The 24619-nt window shown below is 40.4% G+C and carries 22 protein-coding genes; 9 read left to right on the top strand and 13 right to left on the bottom strand.

Annotation, left to right across the window (positions count from 1 at the left end):
• Positions 1 to 194: 194 nt before the first annotated feature.
• From ileS to murJ, 3 genes are all read right to left on the bottom strand, one after another.
• Positions 195 to 3014: an isoleucine--tRNA ligase gene (ileS, locus tag BT797_RS00920; RefSeq protein WP_075470888.1), complete on the bottom strand. Its 2820-nt coding sequence runs from the start codon at positions 3012 to 3014 to the stop codon at positions 195 to 197.
• A 34-nt stretch (positions 3015 to 3048) separates the two neighbouring features.
• Positions 3049 to 3981, bottom strand: coding sequence for a bifunctional riboflavin kinase/FAD synthetase (ribF, locus tag BT797_RS00915; RefSeq protein WP_045108925.1), 933 nt, complete (start codon positions 3979 to 3981; stop codon positions 3049 to 3051).
• Between the two features lie 73 nt (positions 3982 to 4054).
• Entirely contained in the window at positions 4055 to 5614 is a 1560-nt protein-coding gene (murJ, locus tag BT797_RS00910) for a murein biosynthesis integral membrane protein MurJ (protein WP_045108924.1), read from the bottom strand.
• Between the two features lie 200 nt (positions 5615 to 5814).
• On the opposite strand from murJ, the gene rpsT reads away from it, so the two are divergent.
• Complete coding sequence (rpsT, locus tag BT797_RS00905; RefSeq protein ID WP_019442312.1) at positions 5815 to 6075, top strand: 30S ribosomal protein S20; 261 nt, start codon at positions 5815 to 5817, stop codon at positions 6073 to 6075.
• An 87-nt stretch (positions 6076 to 6162) separates the two neighbouring features.
• Here rpsT and nhaA read toward each other — a convergent pair whose 3' ends face one another.
• Positions 6163 to 7380, bottom strand: a complete 1218-nt coding sequence (gene nhaA, locus BT797_RS00900) for a Na+/H+ antiporter NhaA (protein WP_075470886.1) — start codon at positions 7378 to 7380, stop codon at positions 6163 to 6165.
• Positions 7381 to 7539: 159 nt separating this feature from the next.
• On the opposite strand from nhaA, the gene BT797_RS00895 reads away from it, so the two are divergent.
• From BT797_RS00895 to BT797_RS00880, 4 genes are all read left to right on the top strand, one after another.
• On the top strand, positions 7540 to 8565 hold the full coding sequence (locus tag BT797_RS00895) for a M14 family zinc carboxypeptidase (protein ID WP_075470884.1): 1026 nt from the start codon (positions 7540 to 7542) through the stop codon (positions 8563 to 8565).
• Positions 8531 to 9367 (top strand): alpha/beta fold hydrolase, encoded by an 837-nt coding sequence (locus tag BT797_RS00890; RefSeq protein WP_075470877.1) that lies wholly within the window; start codon positions 8531 to 8533, stop codon positions 9365 to 9367. The genes BT797_RS00895 and BT797_RS00890 overlap by 35 nt, the downstream gene beginning before the upstream one ends.
• 66 nt (positions 9368 to 9433) lie before the next feature.
• Positions 9434 to 11173 carry a bifunctional ornithine lipid synthase OlsF gene (olsF, locus tag BT797_RS00885; protein WP_075470875.1) on the top strand — a complete coding sequence of 580 codons (1740 nt, stop codon included), beginning with the start codon at positions 9434 to 9436 and terminating at the stop codon, positions 11171 to 11173.
• Between the two features lie 166 nt (positions 11174 to 11339).
• Positions 11340 to 12191 (top strand): thymidylate synthase, encoded by an 852-nt coding sequence (locus BT797_RS00880; protein WP_045108920.1) that lies wholly within the window; start codon positions 11340 to 11342, stop codon positions 12189 to 12191.
• A gap of 80 nt (positions 12192 to 12271) precedes the next feature.
• Here the strand turns inward: BT797_RS00880 and lgt are convergent, their stop codons facing one another.
• Positions 12272 to 13087: a prolipoprotein diacylglyceryl transferase gene (lgt, locus tag BT797_RS00875; protein ID WP_045108919.1), complete on the bottom strand. Its 816-nt coding sequence runs from the start codon at positions 13085 to 13087 to the stop codon at positions 12272 to 12274.
• A 296-nt stretch (positions 13088 to 13383) separates the two neighbouring features.
• A complete protein-coding gene (gene rppH, locus BT797_RS00870) occupies positions 13384 to 13890 on the bottom strand; it encodes an RNA pyrophosphohydrolase (protein WP_045108918.1) in 507 nt (168 codons plus the stop codon).
• A 704-nt stretch (positions 13891 to 14594) separates the two neighbouring features.
• Here rppH and mutH point away from each other — a divergent pair.
• The gene (gene mutH / locus BT797_RS00865; protein ID WP_045108916.1) at positions 14595 to 15272 is read left to right on the top strand and encodes a DNA mismatch repair endonuclease MutH; all 678 of its coding nucleotides are present in this window, start codon (positions 14595 to 14597) and stop codon (positions 15270 to 15272) included.
• An 82-nt stretch (positions 15273 to 15354) separates the two neighbouring features.
• Here mutH and rplS read toward each other — a convergent pair whose 3' ends face one another.
• The 5 genes from rplS to ffh all read right to left on the bottom strand — a co-directional run bounded on the left by rplS (position 15355) and on the right by ffh (position 19031).
• A complete protein-coding gene (gene rplS / locus BT797_RS00860; protein ID WP_045108915.1) occupies positions 15355 to 15720 on the bottom strand; it encodes a 50S ribosomal protein L19 in 366 nt (121 codons plus the stop codon).
• A 30-nt stretch (positions 15721 to 15750) separates the two neighbouring features.
• Entirely contained in the window at positions 15751 to 16497 is a 747-nt protein-coding gene (gene trmD / locus BT797_RS00855) for a tRNA (guanosine(37)-N1)-methyltransferase TrmD (protein WP_045108914.1), read from the bottom strand.
• Positions 16498 to 16521: 24 nt separating this feature from the next.
• A complete protein-coding gene (gene rimM / locus BT797_RS00850) occupies positions 16522 to 17049 on the bottom strand; it encodes a ribosome maturation factor RimM (RefSeq protein ID WP_045108913.1) in 528 nt (175 codons plus the stop codon).
• 23 nt (positions 17050 to 17072) lie between these two features.
• On the bottom strand, positions 17073 to 17321 hold the full coding sequence (gene rpsP / locus BT797_RS00845; protein ID WP_006033748.1) for a 30S ribosomal protein S16: 249 nt from the start codon (positions 17319 to 17321) through the stop codon (positions 17073 to 17075).
• A 309-nt stretch (positions 17322 to 17630) separates the two neighbouring features.
• Positions 17631 to 19031: a signal recognition particle protein gene (gene ffh / locus BT797_RS00840; protein WP_045108912.1), complete on the bottom strand. Its 1401-nt coding sequence runs from the start codon at positions 19029 to 19031 to the stop codon at positions 17631 to 17633.
• 218 nt (positions 19032 to 19249) lie between these two features.
• Here ffh and BT797_RS00835 point away from each other — a divergent pair, with 218 nt between their 5' ends.
• Positions 19250 to 20041 (top strand): cytochrome C assembly family protein, encoded by a 792-nt coding sequence (locus BT797_RS00835; protein WP_045108911.1) that lies wholly within the window; start codon positions 19250 to 19252, stop codon positions 20039 to 20041.
• Positions 20042 to 20107: 66 nt separating this feature from the next.
• A complete protein-coding gene (locus BT797_RS00830; protein WP_045108910.1) occupies positions 20108 to 21400 on the top strand; it encodes an HlyC/CorC family transporter in 1293 nt (430 codons plus the stop codon).
• A gap of 98 nt (positions 21401 to 21498) precedes the next feature.
• Here the strand turns inward: BT797_RS00830 and BT797_RS00825 are convergent, their stop codons facing one another.
• Both BT797_RS00825 and BT797_RS00820 read right to left on the bottom strand, forming a co-directional pair.
• A complete protein-coding gene (locus tag BT797_RS00825) occupies positions 21499 to 21783 on the bottom strand; it encodes an HU family DNA-binding protein (protein ID WP_045108909.1) in 285 nt (94 codons plus the stop codon).
• A gap of 254 nt (positions 21784 to 22037) precedes the next feature.
• Positions 22038 to 22622, bottom strand: coding sequence for a YjaG family protein (locus tag BT797_RS00820; RefSeq protein WP_045108908.1), 585 nt, complete (start codon positions 22620 to 22622; stop codon positions 22038 to 22040).
• 552 nt (positions 22623 to 23174) lie between these two features.
• On the opposite strand from BT797_RS00820, the gene traF reads away from it, so the two are divergent.
• Positions 23175 to 24479 (top strand): conjugal transfer protein TraF, encoded by a 1305-nt coding sequence (gene traF / locus BT797_RS00815; RefSeq protein WP_045108907.1) that lies wholly within the window; start codon positions 23175 to 23177, stop codon positions 24477 to 24479.
• Positions 24480 to 24619 lie beyond the last annotated feature (140 nt).

Genomic DNA, 24619 nt, shown 5'->3' with positions numbered 1-24619 from the left:
GTATATTTGAATAGATTATTAGCAATCATATCATTTTCATGACACGGGTTAAGCATTTATCCATAAAAAAATGCCTACTGTGTTTATACTGATTAAGCTAACCAGTTCACAGTAGGCATTCTATGTGAAGGATAATAACAACTTAATGGTTATTACCTTCCTTTACTCGCTAAATGTGATGAACACACTAACGATTAAGCAAATTGACGTTGTTCGCCTTCACCATCGATATTATCTTCACAACGCACACAAATAGTAGGGTGCGTTTCTGACTGACCTACGGTTTCGTTATGGTGCCAGCAACGCTCACATTTCTCAGCATCACTCTTAGCAACACTCACCCATAGACCGTCGATAGCACTTGCTTCGACGTCTGCAGGTGCTTCTATTACTGCTACCACTTTCGTGTTTGACGTCAGTAGTAAGAAGCGTAATTCGTTACCTAATTTGTCAAGGTCAGCTGCAAGTTCAGCATTCGCATATAAAGTAACGTCAGCTTGTAAAGAACCACCAACAACCGCATTGTTACGTGCTAGTTCAACAGTTTTGTTCACTTCACTACGAACAGCTTGTAACTTGCTCCAGTAAGCATTGTTTAGCTCAGCATCATCAGCAAGTGGTGTTAGACCAGTGTACCACTCTTCAGTAAATACATACTCAGCACGTTCACCAGGCATTGCATTCCAGATCTCAAACGCTGTAAAGCTTAAGATAGGCGCAGTCCAACGAACCATAGCTTCTAAGATATGGAACATCGCAGTTTGACAGCTACGACGTGCAATACCATCTGATTTTGCAGTGTACTGACGATCTTTGATGATATCTAAGTAGAAGCTACCCATTTCAATTGAACAGAATGTCATTAGCTTTTGCGTCACATTCTGCATTTGATAGCTTTCATAATCAGCTAGAATTTCAGTTTGTAGTGCGTGTGCACGACCCACAGCCCAACGATCTAGAGCGACCATATCTTCTGTCGCTACAATATCAGTTTCTGGGTTAAAACCTTCTAAGTTAGACAATAAGAAACGCGCAGTATTACGGATACGACGGTAAGCATCAGCACTGCGATCTAAGATCTCATCAGATACTGTCATTTCACCTGTGTAATCAGTACTTGCAACCCACCAGCGTAGGATATCACCACCAAGACGGTTCATTACGTCTTGTGGAGCCATTACGTTACCGATCGATTTAGACATCTTACGGCCTTTCGCATCTACAACGAAACCGTGGGTTAACACGTCTTTGTAAGGTGCTTTACCGTGAATAGCAGTCGAGATCATCAATGATGATTGGAACCAACCACGGTGTTGATCAGAACCTTCAAGGTAAAGATCGATTTCTGCGCCCGCGTATTCTTTGCGTGCGTCAACAACAGAAAAGTGTGTTGAGCCCGAATCGAACCATACGTCTAATGTATCCGGTGCTTTAGTGTAATTTACCGCGTCATCACCAAGTAAGTCTGCAGGATCAAGATCCCACCACGCTTGAATGCCTTTCTGCTCAACTAAATTAGCAACATCTTCCATTAGTTCAGCTGAACGAGGATGCGGTTCTTGTGTTTCGTTATGTACGAATAAAGAAATTGGCACGCCCCACGTACGCTGACGAGAAATACACCAGTCAGGACGGTTAGTTACCATACTTTCGATACGCTCTCGACCCCAAGAAGGAACCCATTGCACATCTTTAATTTCTTTCATTGCAGCGTTACGCAGGCCATTTTGTTCCATGCTGATAAACCATTGTGGTGTAGCACGGAAAATAATTGGCGTTTTGTGGCGCCAGCAATGTGGATAGCTGTGTTTTATTACTTGGTGGTTTAGTAACGCACCTTTTTCTGTAAGTACTTCAATCACATTATCATTTGCTTTAAATACATGTTGACCAGCAAATAAAGGTGTATCTTCAAGGTAAACACCGTTGTTACCAACTGGGTTTGCGACTTCAAGGTTATAACGTAGACCAGCCACATAGTCTTCTTGACCGTGACCAGGTGCAGTGTGAACAACACCCGTACCCGCTTCAGTCGTTACGTGATCAGCTAAAATTGCTGGTACGTCGAAATCATAAAACGGGTGGTTAAAGCGTAAATTCTCTAGTGCAGCACCAGTACAAGTACCTAACGTAGTGAAGCTTTCAGGTGCAAATGCAGCCATGCAAGATTCAACTAAGTCTGTTGCTAAAATTAGTTGCTGTGAACCAGATTCAGTTACCATGTTAACTAGCGAGTATTCAACGCGCTCAGCAAGTGCAACTGCACGGTTAGCAGGTAATGTCCAAGGTGTTGTAGTCCAGATAACTGTCGATACTAAACCTTCAACATCACTACCAAATACGGCTTTAACAGCAGCTTGATCTTGTGCAGTGAAACGCACGTAGATAGCAGGTGATTTCTTATCTTCGTATTCTACTTCAGCTTCAGCAAGTGCTGAACCACAGTCTGTACACCAATGAACAGGCTTAGAACCTTTTTGTAAGTGACCATTTTCGACAATTTTACCTAAAGCACGAATGATGTTTGCTTCTGTGCTGAAATCCATTGTTAGGTACGGATTCTGCCAATCACCCAATACACCAAGACGGATAAAGTCTTCACGTTGACCGTTAACTTGTTTTGTCGCATATTTACGACATTCTTCACGGAACTGTGCAGCTGTTACTTTACGGCCTGGTTTGCCCACTTTCTTTTCTACCATTAATTCGATAGGTAGACCGTGGCAATCCCAACCAGGGATGTAAGGTGCATCAAATCCAGACAAGCCTTTGGCTTTAATAATAACGTCTTTCAGGATCTTGTTAACTGAGTGACCAATATGAATGCTACCATTCGCATAAGGAGGACCATCGTGCAGAATAAAGGTTTTTTTACCTTTCTTAGCGGCACGGATTTTTCCGTATAAATCATCAGTATTCCACTGCTTCAACATATTTGGTTCGCGGTTCGCTAAGTTAGCGCGCATCGCAAAGCCCGTTTTCGGCAGGTTCAGCGTTTTTTTATATTCGCTCATGTATCCTAATTTCCGTTATTGGTATTCATAAAAATTAAACTGACAGGCCAAAATAGGTTTTGGCTGCAATGACATCTCGTTCTATTTGCTGGCGAAGTACATCAAAAGATGCAAATTTCTGTTCACCGCGTAATTTTTTCTTCAAGACAACCTCTAGCTGTTTGCCGTAAAGGTCACCATCAAAATTAAATAAATTCACTTCCAGCTGGGTACGTACACCACCAACTGTAGGACGCTTGCCAATGTTTGCAACGCCCAGTATCACACCATCACTGATGCCTAACACTTCAACCACATACACGCCATTAATTGGGTCTACGCAGCGTTTCAAGGGTATATTCGCGGTTGGAAAACCGATAGTTCGTCCTAATTTAGCACCGTGAGACACTTTACCAAAAATACTAAATGGTCGGCCAAGTAATTCGGCTGCTAAATCAAGTTTATCTTGCGTTAACGCTTCGCGGATCATAGTACTACTAACACGTGCTTGTGCAACGCTAAACGTATCCATGCTCACCACATCAAAGCCATATTTTGCACCCGCCGCTTGCAACATTGCAAAGTCACCAGTGCGCTTATGCCCAAAGCGGAAATCATCACCAACAACTAAATATTTAACGCCTAATTTATTCACTAACAACTGGGTAATAAATTCATCCGCTGATAGTGCTGCAAACTTGCGATTAAAATTAACACATAATAACTGGTCAATATTTTGATCTTTTAACGCTGCATACTTATCACGTAAGCGTGTTAATCGCGCAGGCGCTTTATCGCCAATAATCATCTCTAGTGGCTGCGGCTCAAATGTCATTACCGTTGCAGGCAAATTCAATTGGTTCGCTTTTTCGATTAACTGTCGTAATACCGATTGGTGCCCAAGATGAACGCCATCAAAGTTACCGATAGTTAAAACACACCCTTGATGGTGTGGCTTCAAATTGTGAATGCCTCGAATAAGCTCCATGTCTTTGCCAACTATTCCACTAAAACGACAAATTATAACTTAGTCAACGCACAGGGTCAGCAACAATTTGTACTCAGTCAGTAATTTTAAAATGTTGCAGACGTAAACCAAACACCAATAAAGCCATAAAATAGCTTATTACCGCGAGTCCAATTAAGCCTAACAGGCATAAACTACTGTCTAATAAACCCCATTCATACCATTGCTGCATGTCTGGTTTGGCGTATTGCACTAAGGCTGCCATCAAACCTGCAGAAGCGAACAATTTAACTACGACAATGCCAGTATCCCTATTAATCTTGTATACACCTTCCTTGTGTAACCCCCAATAGAGCAAGCTAGCATTTAATGTCGCAGAACCCGCTGTGGCTAGTGCTAAACCAACATAACCAAACGGAATAGCTAAAATAATGTTAAATCCCATATTACTGATCATAGCGATGATGCCAAACTTAACTGGCGTACGAGTATCTTGGCGCGCATAATAACCTGGCGCCAATACCTTAATTAGCATAAAGCTGAGTAAACCGGAGCCATAAGCCATCAAGCTCATCGAAGCCATAGAAACATCATCAGCGCCAAATTCACCACGCATAAACAATACCTTAAGCATTGGGCTGGCAAGCACTATCATACCCATCATCGCTGGCGTTCCCAGTAATAGAACTACTCTTACTCCCCAATCCATAGTTTGTTTAAATTGGTTATCAGAGCGGGCTGAATGAGTTCGAGAAAGGGCTGGTAAAATAACGGTCGCGATCGCAATACCGAACAAACCAAGTGGAAATTCTAATAAACGGTCTGAGTAATACAACCAACTAATTGACCCTGTCATTAAGAAGCTGGCAATAAACGTATCAAACAATAAGTTAATCTGGCTCACTGATACACCAAACATTGCCGGTATCATTAGTTTTCTAATTTTTGTCACACCAGGATCTCGCCAACCCCAACGTGGTTTCACCAACATATTCTGTTTTGCTAAAAACGGAATTTGGAATAAAAACTGAATTGCACCGCCGATAAAGACCCCGATAGCGAGTCCTATTTCTGGCTGTGCTAAATTAGGTGCAATGAACAACGCCGCACCAATAATAGCAATATTTAAAAACACTGGCGTAAAGGCCGCAACAGCAAATTTACCCAAAGTGTTCAAAATTGCACCAGATAATGCCGTAAAAGTAATAAACCACAAATAAGGAAAAGTAATTTTTAGCATAAATGAAGCAAGTTCAAACTTGTGTGCATCAGGTCCATTGTTGAGCCAATCCACAAACCAACCCGCACCAAAGAGAATCGTGATTAATGGCGAACCGATTACCCCAAACAAGGTAACAATGGTCACTAATACCCCTAAGGTACCGGATACTGAAGCGATCAACTGTCGTACTTTTTGTTTATCACCAGTTTGTTGATATTCAGTAAGAACAGGTACAAAAGCCTGTGCAAATGCACCTTCAGCGAAGAGTCGACGTAAAAAATTAGGGATTTTATTGGCAAAGAAGAAAACATCGGCTGCCGCCCCCGCGCCCATTAGATTTGCAACAATAACATCTCGAACTAAACCTAAAATACGCGAGATCATGGTCATTGAACTGACGATAAGGCCAGATTTTATTAATTTATTACTCAAGAAATACCTTTTATGTCAATCAAACCCTGTTCGTGGGGCGCATTTGCTGCTAAAATATGTCCCACATCTTAACTGTCATTGCAGTTAGTTGCCAATATTTTGCCTGTTATTTACACAAAAAATATTGACAAATTTCGTTAGGCAAGGCATATTCCTCGCCTTTATAAAATTAACGTCTTTAGACATTTAGGAGTAGGACCTTGGCTAATATCAAGTCTGCTAAAAAACGCGCAATCCAATCTGAAAAACGCCGTAAGCACAACACTTCACGTCGTTCAATGATGCGTACACTAACTAAGAAAATTATCGTAGCTATCGCTGCTGGTAATAAAGAAGAAGCGACTGCTGCATTTGTTGCTGCACAACCGATTCTTGATCGTATGGCTTGTAAAGGTCTGATCCACGCAAACAAAGCTGCTCGTATTAAGAGCCGTCTTTCTGCTAAGATCAAAGCACTTTAATTATTGCTTTAATACGATAATGAAAAACCAGCTTCGGCTGGTTTTTTTATATCTAAAAAATATGGTTTCAGTACTATTTCAACTTAGTCAACCTTTATCCACTAATTCCCCCTCAACTTCTACCTTATCTTTTATTGTTGTCGCACAGGCGAGTAAATAATAGCCCAGCACTGCAGCCAATGTAGAACCCATTAATATCCCCAAACGTGCTAGATCCGCCATCACCGAATCCGTAAATGCTAATGACGTAATAAACATCGACATCGTAAAGCCAATTCCGCACAGCACTGACACAGCAAAAATTTGTTTAAAGTTAATCCCATCGGGTAATGTCGCAATTTTCAGCTTCACCGCTAACCAACTAATACTGAAAATACCCAAAGGTTTGCCAATCAATAGCCCCAACGCGACACCTATCGGTAAAGCTGAAGTCATATCCGATAATTGGATGTTAGTTAACGACACCCCCGCATTCGCAAATGCAAACAAGGGTAAAATATAATACTTAGTCCAAGGATGTAGCCAACGAGCTAGCGTTTTCGCTGGTGAGTGCGGGTTTTCAACATCATTTTTATTATCTTTACGGTACATAGGAATGGCAAAACCAATCACTACACCAGCCAAAGTTGCATGTACGCCCGATTTAAGTACTGCCACCCACAATAACCCGCCAACAATGAGGTAAGGCGTTAAACTCATGATGTTGTAACGGTGCATTAGCCACAATATACTGATACACGCGCACGCTAAGCTCAATGATAATACCGACATATCGGCAGTATAAAACAAGGCAATAATGATGATCACGCCGAGATCATCCATGATAGCCAACGCCAATAAGAAAACTTTTAAATTAACAGGGACGCGTTTACCCAATAACGACAATACCCCTAATGCAAAGGCGATATCAGTCGCGGCAGGGATAGCCCACCCCTTGATTGCGTCTGGATTAGCGGCATTCAAACTTAAATAGACTAATGCAGGCGCTAGCATACCACCAGCCGCAGCGATAATTGGAAATAGGGATTTTTTACGACTCGCCAACGAACCTTCAACAAGCTCTTGCTTTACTTCTAAACCAATAAGTAAAAAGAATATCGCCATGAGACCATCGTTGATCCAATGACTGAATGATTTATTTATATCAATATCAGCAACGCGAACTTGAATTTCGGTATGTAAAAATCCCAGATACACATCGGAAAAGGGAGAATTAGCAATAATCATCGCCAATATAGCCGCAATGATAAGTAATACACCGCCTGAGGATTCAGTACGAAGAAATTGCGTTAAGGATTTATACAAATGAGTCTCCTTGCTTATTATCGGGAATTTATATCCAATGAATAATCAACCACATAGATCTAGTATAGAAAGTTCACAAAGATTTAACCTTTAAATTTATTAATTTCGCTATATTGGTAGACATTAATCTTTATATTTAACTTATTTAGGTAATTATTAATGCCCTTAAAATTCCAACTACAGCAATCATTACCCGAATTAATGCAACTGGAGACATTGATCGAATTAGGCGGTAAACACTTACACAGTCAAATTTTGACGCATGTGTCTTATAAAAAATCCAGCTACCCCTTGTATTCAATCAGTATGGGCTCACAAGAACCTAATGTACCTGTCATTGCCTTTATTGGTGGTATCCATGGTGTAGAGCGTATTGGCACACAAGTTATCTTAGCGTTGTTTGAGAGCCTCATTAGGCGATTAAAATGGGATCAATCACTGCATCAAGAACTCAGTCATGTAAAACTGCTATTTCTGCCACTCATGAACCCTATCGGTATGCTAAACAATAGTCGCGCCAATGGTAATGGTGTGGATTTAATGCGTAACGCGCCAGTCGATGCTGTTGGTAACGTGCCCTGGCTCGTGGGAGGGCAACGCATTAGTAATATACTGCCTTGGTATCGCGGTAAAAAAGGCAAGGCAATGCAACCTGAATCCCGGGTATTGGTAGAGCATATTCGCCAACAATTATTAACGGCCCCTTTTAGTATTGCGCTAGATTGTCATTCTGGTTTTGGTTTTGATAATCAGATATGGTTTCCTTATGCTAAATCAAAACAGCCTATTCCCCATCTAGCCGAAATATTTAAGCTGCGTAAAATGCTTATCGAAACCTATCCACACCAAGACTATATATTCGAACCACAAGCGCGTAATTATATGACCCATGGTGATTTATGGGATTACTTATATGACCAATCACTGGAACTCAATACCACTTTTCTCCCGCTAACACTAGAAATGGGCTCCTGGATCTGGATCAAAAAAAACCCACTGCAAGTGTTCAAATCTAGTGGTATTTTCCATCCAATCCAGCCTCACCGTATTAAACGCGTATTACGACAGCATCATGTCCTAATGGAATTTTTGATCAAAGTAACTGGGTCTTATACACACTGGTTACCGCAACTAAACAAGGAACGTAGCCATGCCGATGCAACATCACTCTGGTATACAGAATAGGACTTCATCAAGACAACATAGCAGCGCACCAACTTGGCTATTAGTACGAGGCCTATGTCGACAGCAGCTACACTGGGAAGACTTTCCGATCAAATTAGCGCAGCAACTTAACAGTCAAGTGTTATGTTGTGACATACCAGGCACAGGTACTGAATGGCAGCGAGTAACACCCGCATCCATCACCGACATCACCCTGCAACTTAGACAACAATTTAGGCAGCAAAACCCGGATGTATCCTACCCTATCCGGTTGTTAGGTATTTCGATGGGCGGTATGATTTGCACTGAATGGGCAAATCGCTTTCCTAACGAAATTGAACATATGGTTTTTATTAATACCAGTTTTAAACAATTCAGTCCTATTTATCAGCGTTTAAAATTCAGCAAACTCACCACCCTGATCCGAATACTATCCAGTTCTCCTTTACAGCAAGAACAACTTATTTTAAATATGACCAGCCATACCCAACACAATAATCACACATTGTCTCAACGTTGGGCTAATTATGCAGAGCTGCAACCCGTCAGCCGCCAAAACGCCTTGCGCCAACTGTATGCAGCCAGCCGTTTTAGCCCCCCTCCACAGCCTCCCATTGACAATGTTTTATTACTCGCGAGCCAGCATGATCAGTTAGTTGATGTTCATTGTAGTAGTGCCATCGCCGCACAATGGCATTGTCCAATCTACTATCACCCCACAGCAGGTCACGACTTACCCTTAGATGACAGTAAGTGGATCTGCGATAAAATATTGCGCTGGATCACACATCCAATTCTGAGCAGTCACTCAACTGCCATATAAAACCACTAAAAATGTCACAGCAAGCTTCTATGATAACAACAAACAATAATCTAAAGGATGAAGATTATGCTCAACATAGAAGCGGAAATAAACCAACGTTATCCGGATTTTTTTCATAAAAAAAGTACCCGTCTCATTGCCAAACCTATGCTGGCAACACTTAGACTGCTCTTTCATGAACGTGAATTACGCCAATTTGGTGAAACCTATGCACACCTCACAGGTATCGAATTTATCGAGCAAGTATTTGATCACTTCAGCTTTAGCTACTCAGTTCGCCCTAACGAAATAGAACGAATTCCGGCGACAGGTAAAGCAGTAATCATAGCCAACCACCCAATCGGCACACTAGATGGCATGGCACTACTCAAAATGGTCAGTAAAGTCCGTCCAGACGTCAAGGTCGTTGCCAATGATATGCTCATGATCATCAAGCCAGTAAGAGATTATTTATTACCAGTTGATAACATGAATGGGGGGACCGCTAGCGACCGTTTACAAGCGATAAAAACGCATCTCAAGGATGAAGGTGTGATAATTATGTTCCCGGCGGGCGAAGTCTCACGCATTAGCCCACAGGGTGTGAAAGACGGTAAATGGCGTAATGGTTTTTTGCGTATTGCGGGCAGTGTCCAAGCGCCTATCATCCCTATTTATATCAATGCTAAAAATTCATTATTTTTTTATAGCTTGTCCATGTTATCAAAACCTATTTCGACCTTGTGGTTGATTCGTGAAATGTTTAAACATGCTCATAACTGCGTCTCAATCCGTATTGGCGAGCAGATTAATTATCAAACTTACCAGTCGCTAGATTTGCCCATTAATACCAAAACAGCATTGTTTCGTAAACATTTATACCGCTTAACCAAAGACAAACCTTCAATTTTCAATACGCAATCAGCCATTGCTCATCCAGAAAATAAAGCATTATTACGCAGTGAAATACACGCCTGCCAGCAGATCAGTGAAAGCCGCGATGGGAAACAAATATACTGCTACCGCCATCAAGCAAACTCCACCATAATGCGCGAAATTGGCAGATTAAGAGAAGAGTCATTTCGATTAGTGGGAGAAGGCACTGGCGAGCGTCGTGATGTGGATATCTACGATAATTCTTATGTCCACATTCTATTGTGGGATGATAAGGAACTGGAGTTAATCGGCGCCTATCGCTTATTAGAAACAAATAAGATTGAGAGCATCAACGTAAAGCAGCAACTCTATAGTGCTACATTATTTGATTACCATGCAGCAATGACACCTTATTTGGCAACCGGAATTGAGCTGGGCCGTAGCTTTATTCAACCCAAATACTGGGGAACCCGCAGCCTTGAATACCTATGGCAAGGGATCATGGAATACATCATTCAACACAGCGGTTGTCGCTACTTGTTTGGTACTGTGAGTATCAGTAACAGTTACTCACAGCCCGCGAAAGAACTTCTGGTCTATTATTATCAACATTTCTACGGTAACAATACCAATGTCGCGAGTGCCACTATGCCATTCCGATTGTCGGAAGAAGCAAATACACGTTTAACGGATTTATTTGCTGATGTCGATGCCGAAGAAGGTATGACCATCCTAAAGGCCCAGCTCAACCACATGGGGTTTAGTGTACCGACACTCTTTAAGCAATATATCAAATTGTGTAAACCTGGTGGTGTACAGATCTTTGATTTCAATATTGATCCCAGTTTTAATCATTGTATTGATGGTTTGATCGTATTAGACCTCGCTCAATTCACTGATAAAAACAAAAAACGTTTTAATGCACAAGCGCTGCAACTCGAACACCGCTAATACCGCTTATCTACAACATCTTCGTTATCGCTGATATTAAGTCAGCGATAATTGCTTGTCTTTGATAAATCCGATTTGTAACCCCTGCTAATCTATGTAAAGATCCCGTCCACGCAAATTAATGCACAATAATTAATGTATAACAATAAGAATAGGGTAGTAGTCGATGAAACAGTATCTTGATTTATGTACACGAATCGTGGAACAGGGTGTGTGGGTTGAAAATGAACGTACCGGAAAACGCTGTTTAACTGTAATCAATGCTGATCTCACTTATGACGTGGCGAATAATGTATTTCCATTAGTCACCACGCGAAAAAGCTTTTGGAAATCAGCCATTGCCGAGATAATTGGTTACATCCGTGGTTATGATAATGCCGCAGACTTTCGTGCATTAGGTACCAAAACCTGGGATGCAAATGCCAATGAAAATCCAGTTTGGTTGGCAAGCCCACACCGTAAAGGTGAAGACGACATGGGCTATGTGTACGGTGCGTGTGCACGTAACTGGGTAAAACCACAAGGCGGTACAGTCGACTTACTACGCCAAATCATCGATGACCTATCAAACGGCATTGATAACCGCGGCGAGATTTTAACCTTCTTTAATCCGGGTGCATTTGAACTGGGTTGTTTACGTCCTTGCATGTACAGCCACCATTTCTCACTGCTCGGTGATACGTTATACCTAAACAGTACTCAACGTTCGTGTGACGTGCCCCTAGGCCTAAACTTTAATATGGTACAAGTACATGTATTATTAGCGTTAGTGGCACAAATCACTGGTCATAAAGCCGGTCAGGCATACCATAAGATTGTTAACGCGCATATTTATGAAGATCAGTTAGAACTGATGCGTGACGTACAATTAAAACGCGAGCCGTTACCACTGCCAAAATTACACATTAATCCAAAAATTAAAACACTAGAAGATCTAGAGACATGGGTGACGTTGGACGATTTCGAGGTGACTGATTATCAGCATCATGATGTGATCAAATATCCATTTTCAGTGTAAACACTGATAGATAGTTAAAATAAAAAGGTGTTAACTAAATTTAGTTAACACCTTTTTCATTCTTTATCTGTGTAAACCAATTATTTGCTTTGTTTACCTGTAAACAAGGTTGGCTTTTTGTAAGCAATAAACATAATAAGCGCACCAAGGAAGATCATCGGTGTCGATAGAATCTGTCCCATACTAATCAAATCAAAATACAACCCTAGTTGTGAGTCTGGTTGACGGAAGTACTCGGCAACAAAGCGGAAAATACCGTAACCGAATAAGAACAGACCAGAGATAGCACCAACTGGACGTGGTTTACGTGCAAACACTTGCAAGATAATAAGCAGTAATACACCTTCCATTGCGAACTGATATAACTGACTCGGATGACGCGGTAAATCACCACCAGTTGGGAAGATCATAGCCCAAGGCACATCTGTCACTCGTCCCCATAACTCGCCATTGATAAAGTTACCAATACGTCCAGCCGCTAAGCCAAACGGTACCATAGGGGCAATAAAATCGGCAATAACAAAGAATGAACGCTGGGTCTTACGACCAAAATAAGCAAACGCTAACAATACACCAATCAGGCCGCCATGGAATGACATGCCACCATCCGTAATACGGAATAAATACATTGGATCATCAAGGAATAAACCAAAGTTATAAAACAGCACGTAACCAATACGACCACCAAGAATCACCCCAAGGAAACCGTAAAATAATAAGTCACCCACTTCTTCTTTATCCCAACTACTACCTGGTTTAGCTGCTTGTCGATTACCCATCCAATTAGCAAATAAAAAGCCAAGTAAATACATTAACCCGTACCAGTAAACATTAATCGGGCCAAGACTGATCGCAATAGGATCAATTTCTGGATATTGTAGATATGTCTGCGACATTATTGAGTTCCTGAGTAAAAGAAAGTGATCACCTATGCTAAGGCAATGAAGTTACAAAATAACGTAAGTCATGCATTTATATATTAATACATTCGTTATTATTTATAAAAGACACCTTACACCAAATTTTTGCCACAACATAGAATTAGCCGCAACAGAATCGGTAAAGTAAGATAAATTAAACCAAAGCATGAGAGAGAGAAATTAGGAGTACTGGAATGGAGAAAAGTTCAGTGAATAAGTAATGCCTTTGCATTGAATCGTATCACAATTCAATACGCAGGCATTATTTAACATTAACGTCGTTTACGTTTAATGTCTTTGCGTAAAAAAGGTAATGCCACAGGTGCAAACTCTTTCATAACACGACGATAAACGTCTTTTTTAAACGATACAACCTGACGTACAGGATACCAATAACTGACCCAACGCCAATCATCAAATTCAGGGTGTCCTGTGCATTTGAAGTCGATTTGACTGTCATCCGCTTCCAGACGCAGTAAAAACCATTTTTGCTTTTGCCCAATGCAGACTGGTTTGCTATCCCATCTGACTAATCGCTTTGGTAATTTATATTTCAACCATGTTTTAGAAGTGGCTAGAATCGAAACATGTTTCGCTTTGAGTCCAACTTCTTCATATAGTTCTCGATACATTGCTTGCTCTGCAGACTCTCCATTATCTACACCACCTTGCGGAAATTGCCAAGAATGTTGCCCACAACGTTTAGCCCATAAAACTTGACCTTCACGATTACAAATTAGGATGCCTACATTAAGACGATAGCCATCGCTATCAATCACATTAGCACCTTAAGGGTAGAACTTAGTTAACTTGATTGTTTCATATAAATCAATGAGCAGCAAATTTACACCTGCAGTTTTACCAAAGATCTATTTACAAAGACAAAATACCGCCTATTTCACTCTAATTTAGAACTTCTAAGCGGCTTTGTTAAAACAACTCCCCTTTCTTTACATGGAACCATGTATGATAAATAGCTTAAAAGAAACATGAGATGAAAAGTAAAATTCTACTTTTAATTCCAATGTATTGGCATTTACCTTACGCTCAGTTGACTAATAAAACACCAGTATGCCAATAATATCCCTCCTCATCCACAATATGCATAGTTATACACATTACATGTGTGGAAAAGTAATAAAAACCGAGATAAGTAGTCTTATTAATCGCTACTTTCGATATTTATTAACAAATGCAGGGGGCAAAATAGCAAGTTATCCACCTTTTCTGTGGATAACCTTGTGAGGTGTTTACATTATTACCATTTAACATAATAAAAAAAGGGTGAAATTATCCACACTCATCATAACGATAATAAAAAACCCTTTAAAACAACAACTTAAAACAAACCGTTCACTTGAAACATCTACGTAACATAAAAACAAGATCCTTATCTCACTTTGTATGAAAAACGACCGTTAACAGCTAGATTTAAAAGTGTTATTCTGCTAGTAGAAACCTTGAGATATAAGAATAACTTGATATGCCTGCACTAATTAACGAACCCCGTGATATCAATGAGCTTATGGATCGCGCACAAGCCATTGCCGGATTCAACTTGCAACAAATAGCCACATTACACCAACTCAGTGTGCCCCGTGATCTGCGTAAAGAAAAAGGCTGGATTGGACAACTCTTAGAACTGCACCTTGGGGCAACCGCGGGCAGTAAACCAATTCAAGATTTCCCTGAATTAGGGGTAGAATTGAAAACTATTCCAATTAACACACAAGGTAAACCACTTGAAACAACCTTCGTCTGCGTAGCCCCTTTAACCGGTAATCACGGCGTTACTTGGTCAACCTGTAATGTGGCTAATAAGCTAAAACAAGTGCTATGGATACCAGTACTCGGTGAACGCGATATTCCGATCGCAGAACGTATCGTAGGCTCACCTCTACTATGGCAGCCCGATGCACTTGAAAATATGCAATTACAAGAAGATTGGGAAGAGCTGATGGATATGATCGCACTTGGACAGGTAGAACAGATCACTGCACGTCACGGTAAATATTTACAGCTTCGCCCTAAGGCAGCAAATAATAAGGTCCGTACAAAGGCGTATGGCAGCGAGGGAGAGATCATTCAGGTACGACCGCGTGGCTTCTATCTTAAAAAGGCCTTTACGCATCAGCTACTCAAAAAACACTTTAATATCTAATCTATCAAAATGTGATGATGATAAATCGCAGGCAAAAAAAAGGCCCGTCAGAAGACGGACCTTAAACTGCATGAAAAATGGATTATTTGCTTTTACGCTTACCCAATTTTTCTTTAATACGTGCAGCTTTACCAGTAAGACCACGTAGGTAGTATAGCTTAGCTTGACGAACATCGCCGTGACGCTTAACAGTGATGCTTGCTACCACTGGAGAATGTGTTTGGAATACACGTTCCACACCTTCACCGTTTGAAGTGATTTTACGAACTGTGAATGCAGAGTGCAGACCACGGTTACGTTTAGCGATAACTACGCCTTCAAAAGCCTGTAGACGTGATTTATCACCTTCAACAACTTTTACTTGTACTACAACAGTAGCACCAGGGCCAAAAGTTGGTAGATCTGTTTTCATTTGCTCTTGTTCGAGCTGTGCAATAATGTTGCTCATTTTCTATACCCTAGAATAAACTGAAAAACTCTACTTTAACTCGCGACTTTCGCGAACGATCTCAACAAGAAGTTTTTCTTGCAGATCAGTCAGAGCTAGGTTACTTAATAAATCAGGTCGTCGTTCTAACGTTCGAGCTAAAGACTGTTTCTGTCTATATTGGCTAATTTTACTATGATTGCCACTAAGGAGAACCTTAGGAACAGCCATACCATCTAACACTTCCGGACGCGTATAATGCGGACAATCTAAAAGACCATCTGCAAACGAATCTTGCTCTGCGGATGCCTGAGTGCCTAAAACACCAGGAATCATGCGTGAGACAGCATCAATAATCGTCATTGCGGCAAGTTCTCCACCAGTTAACACAAAGTCACCGATAGACCACTCTTCATCAACTTCCGATTGGATGATACGCTCATCAATACCTTCATAACGGCCACAAATAAAAATCATCTTCTCATTTGTTGCCAAGTCCAGTACGCCAGCTTGATCCAATTTACGTCCTTGCGGTGAAAGATAAATAACTTTCGCCTCACCACCTGCTGCCTGTTTTGCTGCATGGATAGCATCTCGTAATGGTTGAACCATCATCAACATGCCTGGGCCACCACCATAAGGGCGATCATCGACCGTCTTATGTTTATCGTGGGCAAAATCCCTAGGGTTCCATGTTTGGAACTTAAGCAGATCGCGTTTTATTGCTCGACCGATAACTCCTTGCTCAGTGATGGCATCAAACATCTCTGGAAAAAGGCTTATAACCCCTAACCACATACTAGCCTCCGCTGACAACGAGTCTTAAAAACTCGGATCCCAATTAACAATAATTTTTTGAGCTGTAATATCAACATTGATAATTACCTGCCCTTCAAGATACGGGATTAACCGTTCTTTTTTTCCGAAGGCATCTGTTGCATTCGCTTTAATTACTAATACGTCGTTAGAACCGGTTTCCATCATATCAGTGACTTTACCTAACGTGTAACCCTTGTCTGTCTCAACAGAGCAGCCAATAATGTCACGCCAGTAATATTCATCTTCTAAATCTGGAAGTTGATCCGCATGAATAGCGATTTCAGCACCCGTAAGGGACTGCGCTTCTTCACGAACATCAATGCCGACTAACTTAGCAATTAAACCTTTGCCATGGCGTTTGCAATCTTCAATCGCCACTTCAACCCATTCGCCTTTTTGCTCAATGAGCCAAGGTGAATAGTTAAAGATTCCTTCAGGAATATCGGTAAAGGAGTTGATTTTCATCCAGCCTTTAATGCCGTAAACAGCACCAAGACGACCAACTACCATAGGTTTGTCAGTTGAACTCACAAGATCTCCTTACCTTAAGATAATTAAGCAGCTTTAGCAGCGTCTTTGATTAACTTAGCAACTGTGTTTGAAACTGTAGCGCCTTTAGCAACCCAAGCTTCAATTTTCACGTTGTCAAGACGAACACGTTCTTCTTGACCAGCAGCCATTGGGTTAAAGAAACCTAGCTTCTCGATGAATTTACCATCACGAGCATTACGGCTGTCTGTAACAACAACTGTGTAGAAAGGTGATTTCTTAGAACCACCACGAGATAAACGAATAGTTACCATATCGTCCTCTTTATAAATTAAATGTGTATTCCGACCTTGCACTGACAAGGTCCCATAGTTCAAATAGTACTCACGAATGAGACGATTCGAAGTCGCGCAATTTTACTCTTATTTTAACTAAATGCAACCTTATTGTGTGCCATGATCACTTTAGTTAGCGCTATTTATACTATAAACAATCATTATGTTGCAATTACACCAATCAAAGCAGGTTAGCAAGAATCTGCGGAAATAAAAAAGCCCTGCTATTAATGAGCAAGGCCTCGAATAAAAATACATATATAAGGAAGGGATTAAACCACGGTGTTGTTAACCAAACGGTCCTTTACCACCGCCCATACCGCCCATGCCGCCGCCCATTCCTGGTGGCATCATACCTTTCATTTTACCCATCATTTTTTTCATGCCGCCTTTACCCGACATTTTTTTCATCATCTTTTGCATTTGCGTAAACTGTTTAAGCAGCTTATTCACATCTTGGATCTGTGTACCAGAGCCCACCGCGATACGACGCTTACGTGAACCTTTAATAATCTCTGGACGTTTGCGCTCTGCGGGAGTCATAGAGTTAATAATAGCTTCCATACGATTAGTTAACTTATCATCCATTTGGTCTTTGACAGCATCTGGAACCTGGTTCATACCCGGTAACTTATCCATCATGCCCATCATGCCACCCATGCTTTTCATTTGCACAAGCTGATCACGGAAATCTTCTAAGTCAAAGCCTTTACCTTTTTGAACTTTTTTCGCCAGTTTTTCCGCTTTGTCTTTATCTACTTTACGCTCAACTTCTTCGATAAGTGATAGCACATCACCCATGCCCAAAATACGAGACGCAATACGTTCTGGATGGAAAGGTTCTAATGCATCAATTTTTTCGCCCATACCGATAAACTTAATAGGTTTACCCGTAATATGACGAATAGATAATGCAGCACCACCACGCGCATCACCATCTGCTTTTGTTAAGATAATACCCGTTAATGGTAAAGTCTCATTAAATGCCGCAGCTGTGTTTGCCGCATCTTGACCTGTCATCGCATCCACAACAAACAGTGTTTCAACGGGGTTAATCGCAGCGTGTAAGTCTTGGATCTCTTTCATCATGTCAGAATCGACATGTAAACGACCCGCAGTATCGACAATCACAACATCAATAAATGACTTACGTGCGTATTCGATTGCTGCATTCGCAATATCAACCGGTTTTTGGTCGATATTACTTGGGAAGAATTCAACATCAACTTCTGCTGCTAATGTTTCTAGTTGTTTGATTGCCGCTGGACGATAAACGTCAGCACTTACAACCAATACTGACTTTTTCTCACGTTCTTTTAAGAAGCGTGATAATTTGGCTACAGACGTGGTTTTACCCGCACCTTGTAAACCTGCCATCATTAGTACTGCTGGCGGTTGCGCAGCAAGATTTAATATTTCGTTGGCGTCACCCATAGCCGACTCAAGCTCTGCTTGAACAATTTTAATGAAGGCTTGGCCTGGATTCAGACTCTTAGATACATCTTGCCCTAAGGCATTTTCTTTCACATTTTTAATAAATGCGCGTACGACAGGTAAAGCAACATCCGCTTCGAGTAACGCCATGCGTACTTCACGTAGTGTGTCTTTGACGTTATCTTCAGTCAAACGACCACGGCCGCTGACGTTTTTCAGCGTGGCCGATAAGCGATCGGTTAAATTCTCAAACATGACGTTATCCGTTTTAAATTAGATTAAATTCAATTATTGCTAATGATTATAACCCTATTTGAGGGCAAAAATCACACTCTCAAGGTGTGGCTAGGTATTGTTTTATAAAAAAATAATATTTTCCTTTCCAAATAATGCATTTGAATATAGCTCTATAGGTACAGCAAGCGTATACTGGACTGCATAATTACATATAAATCAACATTAAAGTGAGCCCTATGGAACTGTTTGCTCTTGGCGCTATTATTTTCTATATAGCTGCAATTTATCATTGCATTAAAGCCTTAACTATAGAACAGCAGGTAAGTATACGTACTATTTTTACCTTAGGCGCAGGTGCGACACTTTGCCATCTATTCTGGATGGGCTTTGATATTGTGACGACCGCAGGGATTAACCTGAGCATTGTCAATGTAGCAGCACTCATCAGTTTGCTAATCTCGATTATCATGACACTGTCGATCAATAAATTTAAAATATTACCTTTATTACCTATCGTGTATGGTTTTTCGACCATTGTCATTGCTATAAGCTATTTGTTACCAACGATTTACATATCCAACTTAAGTAATAATACGCCACTTGTTGTCCATATTATCGTGATCCTATTTGCATATGCCGCTTTCATTGTTGCAAGCTTACTCGCCCTGCAAATGGCTTACTTAGATTATCAGCTCAAGCACAAACGTCCAATCGCAATGCACCCAGCACTGCCATCGTTAATGACCATAGAAAAACAACTCATCAGGTTATTAACTATTGGCCTAATTCTGCTATCAATTGCAATAGTGACAAGTTTTGTCTTTTTTGAAGATGCATTTACCCACACTCAAGCACATAAAACCATACTATCTATTTTAGCTTGGTTTTTTTATGCAGTCTTACTCTGGGGTCACTTTAAACAAGGCTGGCGTAGTAATAAGATTGCTTTTGGTACATTATTTGGTTCTGTACTGCTGTCACTGGCCTATTTCGGATCTCGCTTTGTAAAAGAGGTTCTCCTCCATTAATACTTAGCGACACAGATAACAGACATCTATTAATTATTATACACTCGCGTAATCAAAGGATAACACTTGGACGACATATCAACGGGGACCTTGTTTGGTCTCCTGACTATTTTAATTCTTATATCAGCTTATTTCTCTAGCTCAGAAACTGGCATGATGTCCCTCAATCGTTACAGGCTTAAGCACCTGGTTAAAAGTAACCATACGGGTGCGAAACGTGTAGAAAAACTCCTCGACAGACCAGATCGCTTAATTGGTCTTATTCTTATTGGTAACAACCTAGTTAACATCTTAGCTTCTTCCATCGCAACGATTATTGGTATGCGTTTATTTGCAGAAAATGAAGCGCTTGGTTTAGCCGTATCAACAGGCCTCTTAACGATCGTTATCCTTATTTTTGCTGAAGTGACGCCTAAAACATTAGCGGCACTGCACCCAGAAAAAGTCGCATTTCCAAGCTCATTATTATTACGCCCGATGCTAACCTTATTTTATCCATTGGTATGGCTGGTAAACATCATCTCTAATGGCCTGTTGAGCCTATTGCGCGTTAATGTCAATCATAATGACAATGGAGCCCTGAGCTCAGAAGAGTTACGTACCGTTGTGCATGAAGCGGGGGCAATGATCCCTCAACGTCACCAAGATATGCTGATCAGTATTCTTGACCTAGAAAAAGTAACAGTAGATGACATAATGGTGCCACGTAACGAGATCATCGCCATTGATATTAACGATGATTGGGAAACCCTGTTACGCCAATTACGTAATATTTCACATACAAGGGTATTGCTATACCGTGACACTATCGATGATGCAGTCGGTTTTGTGCATACCCGGGATGCATTACGTCTATTACTGAAAGAACAGTTTGATAAAACAACGCTACTCAGAGCTGTAAAAGAGCTGTACTTCATTCCTGAAGCAACACCGCTTAACGTACAGTTATTAAAATTCCAACGTAAAAAAGAACGTATCGGCTTAATTGTTGATGAATACGGTGACATCCAAGGCTTGGTGACACTCGAAGATATCTTAGAAGAAATTGTAGGTGACTTTACCACGACCATGGCACCTTCAGCGAGTGAAGAAATTGAGGCGCAACCTGACGGCAGTTATATTATTGATGGTACGGCAAACGTGCGTGATATTAATAAAGAGATGAACTGGCACTTTCCAACCAATGGTCCGAAAACATTGAATGGTTTGATTTTGGAGTATTTGGAAGAAATCCCAGAATCGAATATCAGCTTAAAAATTGCAGGTCACCCATTGGAAGTACTAGAGATCGAAAACAATGTGATTCAACGTGTGCGCGTTCAACCTGCTGATAAAAAGAAGCCTAAAATCACCTTTTAGTCTGCTTATATTTTATAATGACATAAATCACAGATAATAAAAAAGCACCTAAGTTAGGTGCTTTTTTCATTACGTTTTAAATTAATAAAAGATAATGCTTATTTGTTTGCGTTTTTAACCGCATCTTTCAGTGCTTTACCAGCAACGAATGCAGGAATTGTAGCTGCAGAAATTTGAATTTCTTCACCCGTTTGTGGGTTACGGCCAATACGTGCTGAACGTTCGCTTACTTTAAAAGTACCGAAACCAATTAGCTGTACAGCTTCTTTTTCTTTAAGGCTATCAGTGATCGCATTTAGGATCTCTTCTAGTGCTGCTTTAGCTTGTACTTTAGTTAAATCTGCTTTCGCTGCAACTGCATCGATTAATTGAGTTTTATTCATAAGAATGTCCTTTCCACTATTCAATAACATTAAACTGTTAAACACTGTATTCAAAAAAACCGTTGACCGCAAAGGATTTATCACCTTAATTAAGTCAATTGCTGAGAGAATAATCAACAAATGGGGTAGCGCTCACACTAATCTCATTCTATGTACAAAAAAACACCATAAAAAAGATGGGAAAATACCTTTTAAGCCAGCCCTAGACTGCCGTCTCACCAGTGATGACGCCTATTAAATGAAATTTCAAACAATTAATCTAAGGTAATACCAATATTAGAAATACCATCATTTTTAGCAAACTGACGTAACGTCTTCATGCTCTCTGGTGATTTCTGTACCGTAAGTAAATCCAACACCGCTTGCTGAAATTCAAGCTCTTCTTGCATTAACTCGTCAGCGAAAATCACCTCGTCCTCAAGCTCTTCACCAGCCAACGCTTCTAAATAACTTGCAACAGTTCCAATTGATACTCGCGACGCATTAATCGCTTCATTCACATCCGGATCCGGGCCTACTAAACTATTAAAAGCACTGTTTAAAGTCACGCATGCATCCAGTGCAGGGTAAACACCATAAACATCAAATTTGTCTACATTTGGAATAATCGGTTCGAAGCGATCAAATTGAATAGTAAAATTAATTTTGCTGTTCTTAACCGTTAATGACTCCCAAAACAGATCTAATGATAAACGGAACTGCTTTGCATCACCGGTTTCACAAGCTTCAGAAAATAATTTGTAATTCGGAAAGCAGCGCTCAGCAAGTGACGCAATAAAACTCACTTTCTGCCAAGGTAATAATTTTGTTAATTGCTGTTCATAGTTTTCTTCAAGCACAAAAATAGCCTCTTATTTATTGTTTTTATTCTTTCTATAATAGCTAAATATAACCAAACTTGATGGTGATATTTAGCTAAAGACCTACATCTTTCTACCGTTTCCAGTCATGAAAACAATGGTGCTATCGATTAGCCGAGCAAAGCATGAGAAAACAACCTAATGCTTTGCTACTTCATTTACCGCTTTAGCAAACCGCGCGATAAGTTTTTTATATTGCTTTACTGATTATCTCAGTATAAGTGCAGCTATTTATACGCGCTATATTAGTGAGATACAAGGCTGAGAAAACCAATCTAACTAAATCGTCGTTAATTACATTGAAAAGATCAGGATCACAAATTCATTCTTGTAATCTAGTACTTAACATCAAACTTAAGTTCATCTCATCCAGTGCTAATATTGATCTATCGAACAACCGATATCATTAACCATACATCAAGCGATATAGCTCGTTGATTAAAGGATTAATCAACATATTTTCGCATTAATTATTTACCTAATAAACGCTTATCTAACAAACATGGCACCGTATAAAAATCAGGGATTGATATGAAACGTATATTTATTATTTCAGCACTAACGTGCGCTATCGCACCAACCACTTTTGCTTCTCAGCTGTATTTTGATGCCCGTAATGATGCAATGGGGGGAGCTGGTGTCGCGTCTTCGGACTTTGTTACTGCAGCTTTTGTAAACCCTGCATTATTAGGTCAAGGCAAAGATAATTATATTGGTCTCATTCTGCCAGCAATTCCATACAGTGATAATGGTAATACCCGCTATGCCCCCACCTCTTTTGGTGTTCAAACCGAAACATCGGATGCGTTTTTAGGTGCCTTAGAGAATGTTAAAACTGCGCAAGACGCTTATGACAATAACAAAAATACAATAACGGCTGCAGCTTATGCCTATGCGCTTGGCAATTTTGATGGTCAACGCATGGGCGCTAATGTCGGTACCAGTTTCGCGATTGTATTACCCAGCAGTGCATTATCAGTGGCCTTTTTTGGCAACGCTTATATGACCAGTGTCGCGACAGCAAAAGTGAGTAAAAATGATATTGATTCAGCAAATAACCAAACCTTAGATGACCTTGATAGCAAAGTTAATCTGGCAGGAGTATCGGTTTCTGATCTTGGTTTGGCACTATCAATGAACTGGGATGCCAAAATCGCTAAAGTATCGATTGGTATATCACCAAAATATCAACGTATCGACACGTATAGTTATGATATTTCAATTAATGACGACGGCCTACGTGAGTTTGAAGATGGCTTTCTTGACGGGTTAGATAAACAAAGCCATTTCAATCTCGATGCCGGTATTGCCTTTGATTTTTACGATACCTTCCGCGTTGCAGTCAGTGGCCGTAACATGCTTAAGAAAAATCTTAAAGTAGAAACAACGGCATACAAAGGTATCAACCAAACAAATGAGAAAATGGTTTTCACGTTAGCACCACTCGTGACGGCAGGTTTTGCATTACACCATGATTACGCAACACTGACAGCAGAAATGGATTTAAATGATGCTATAGGGTTTGAAAGCAACAGTGAATCACGTTATGCCCGCGCAGGTATTGAAGCTAATCTATTTGATTTCTTACAATTACGCGCAGGTATTCGCCATGATCTAAATGATGTCCGTGAGGACCTATTCACCTTAGGTTTTGGTATATCTCCGATGGATCTAGTACATATTGACCTAGCCGCTACCGTTAGCAAAAATGGCGCTTATGGTATTTATCAAAACGGTGAATTTAACGATAGCGGACTTAATTCAGCCCGTTCAACAGGTGATGAAGCCGTCTATGGTATCGACGGTTTTATCTTACAAGTATCGGCTAAATTCTAAGTTTTTTATATTTATCATATAAATAATAATGTCATATTAAGCGCCAATATTTAGACACGTTACATTAATGTATATCAAAAGCACCTTCCATAAGGTGCTTTTGACATTATTAAACCGTAAAATAGCATATTCACGTTCTT

It is taken from the genome of Moritella viscosa (assembly GCF_900120065.1).
GTDB lineage: Bacteria > Pseudomonadota > Gammaproteobacteria > Enterobacterales > Moritellaceae > Moritella > Moritella viscosa.
Note: the sequence above shows the minus strand (reverse complement) of the source record. Positions and strands in the feature narration are given on the sequence as shown.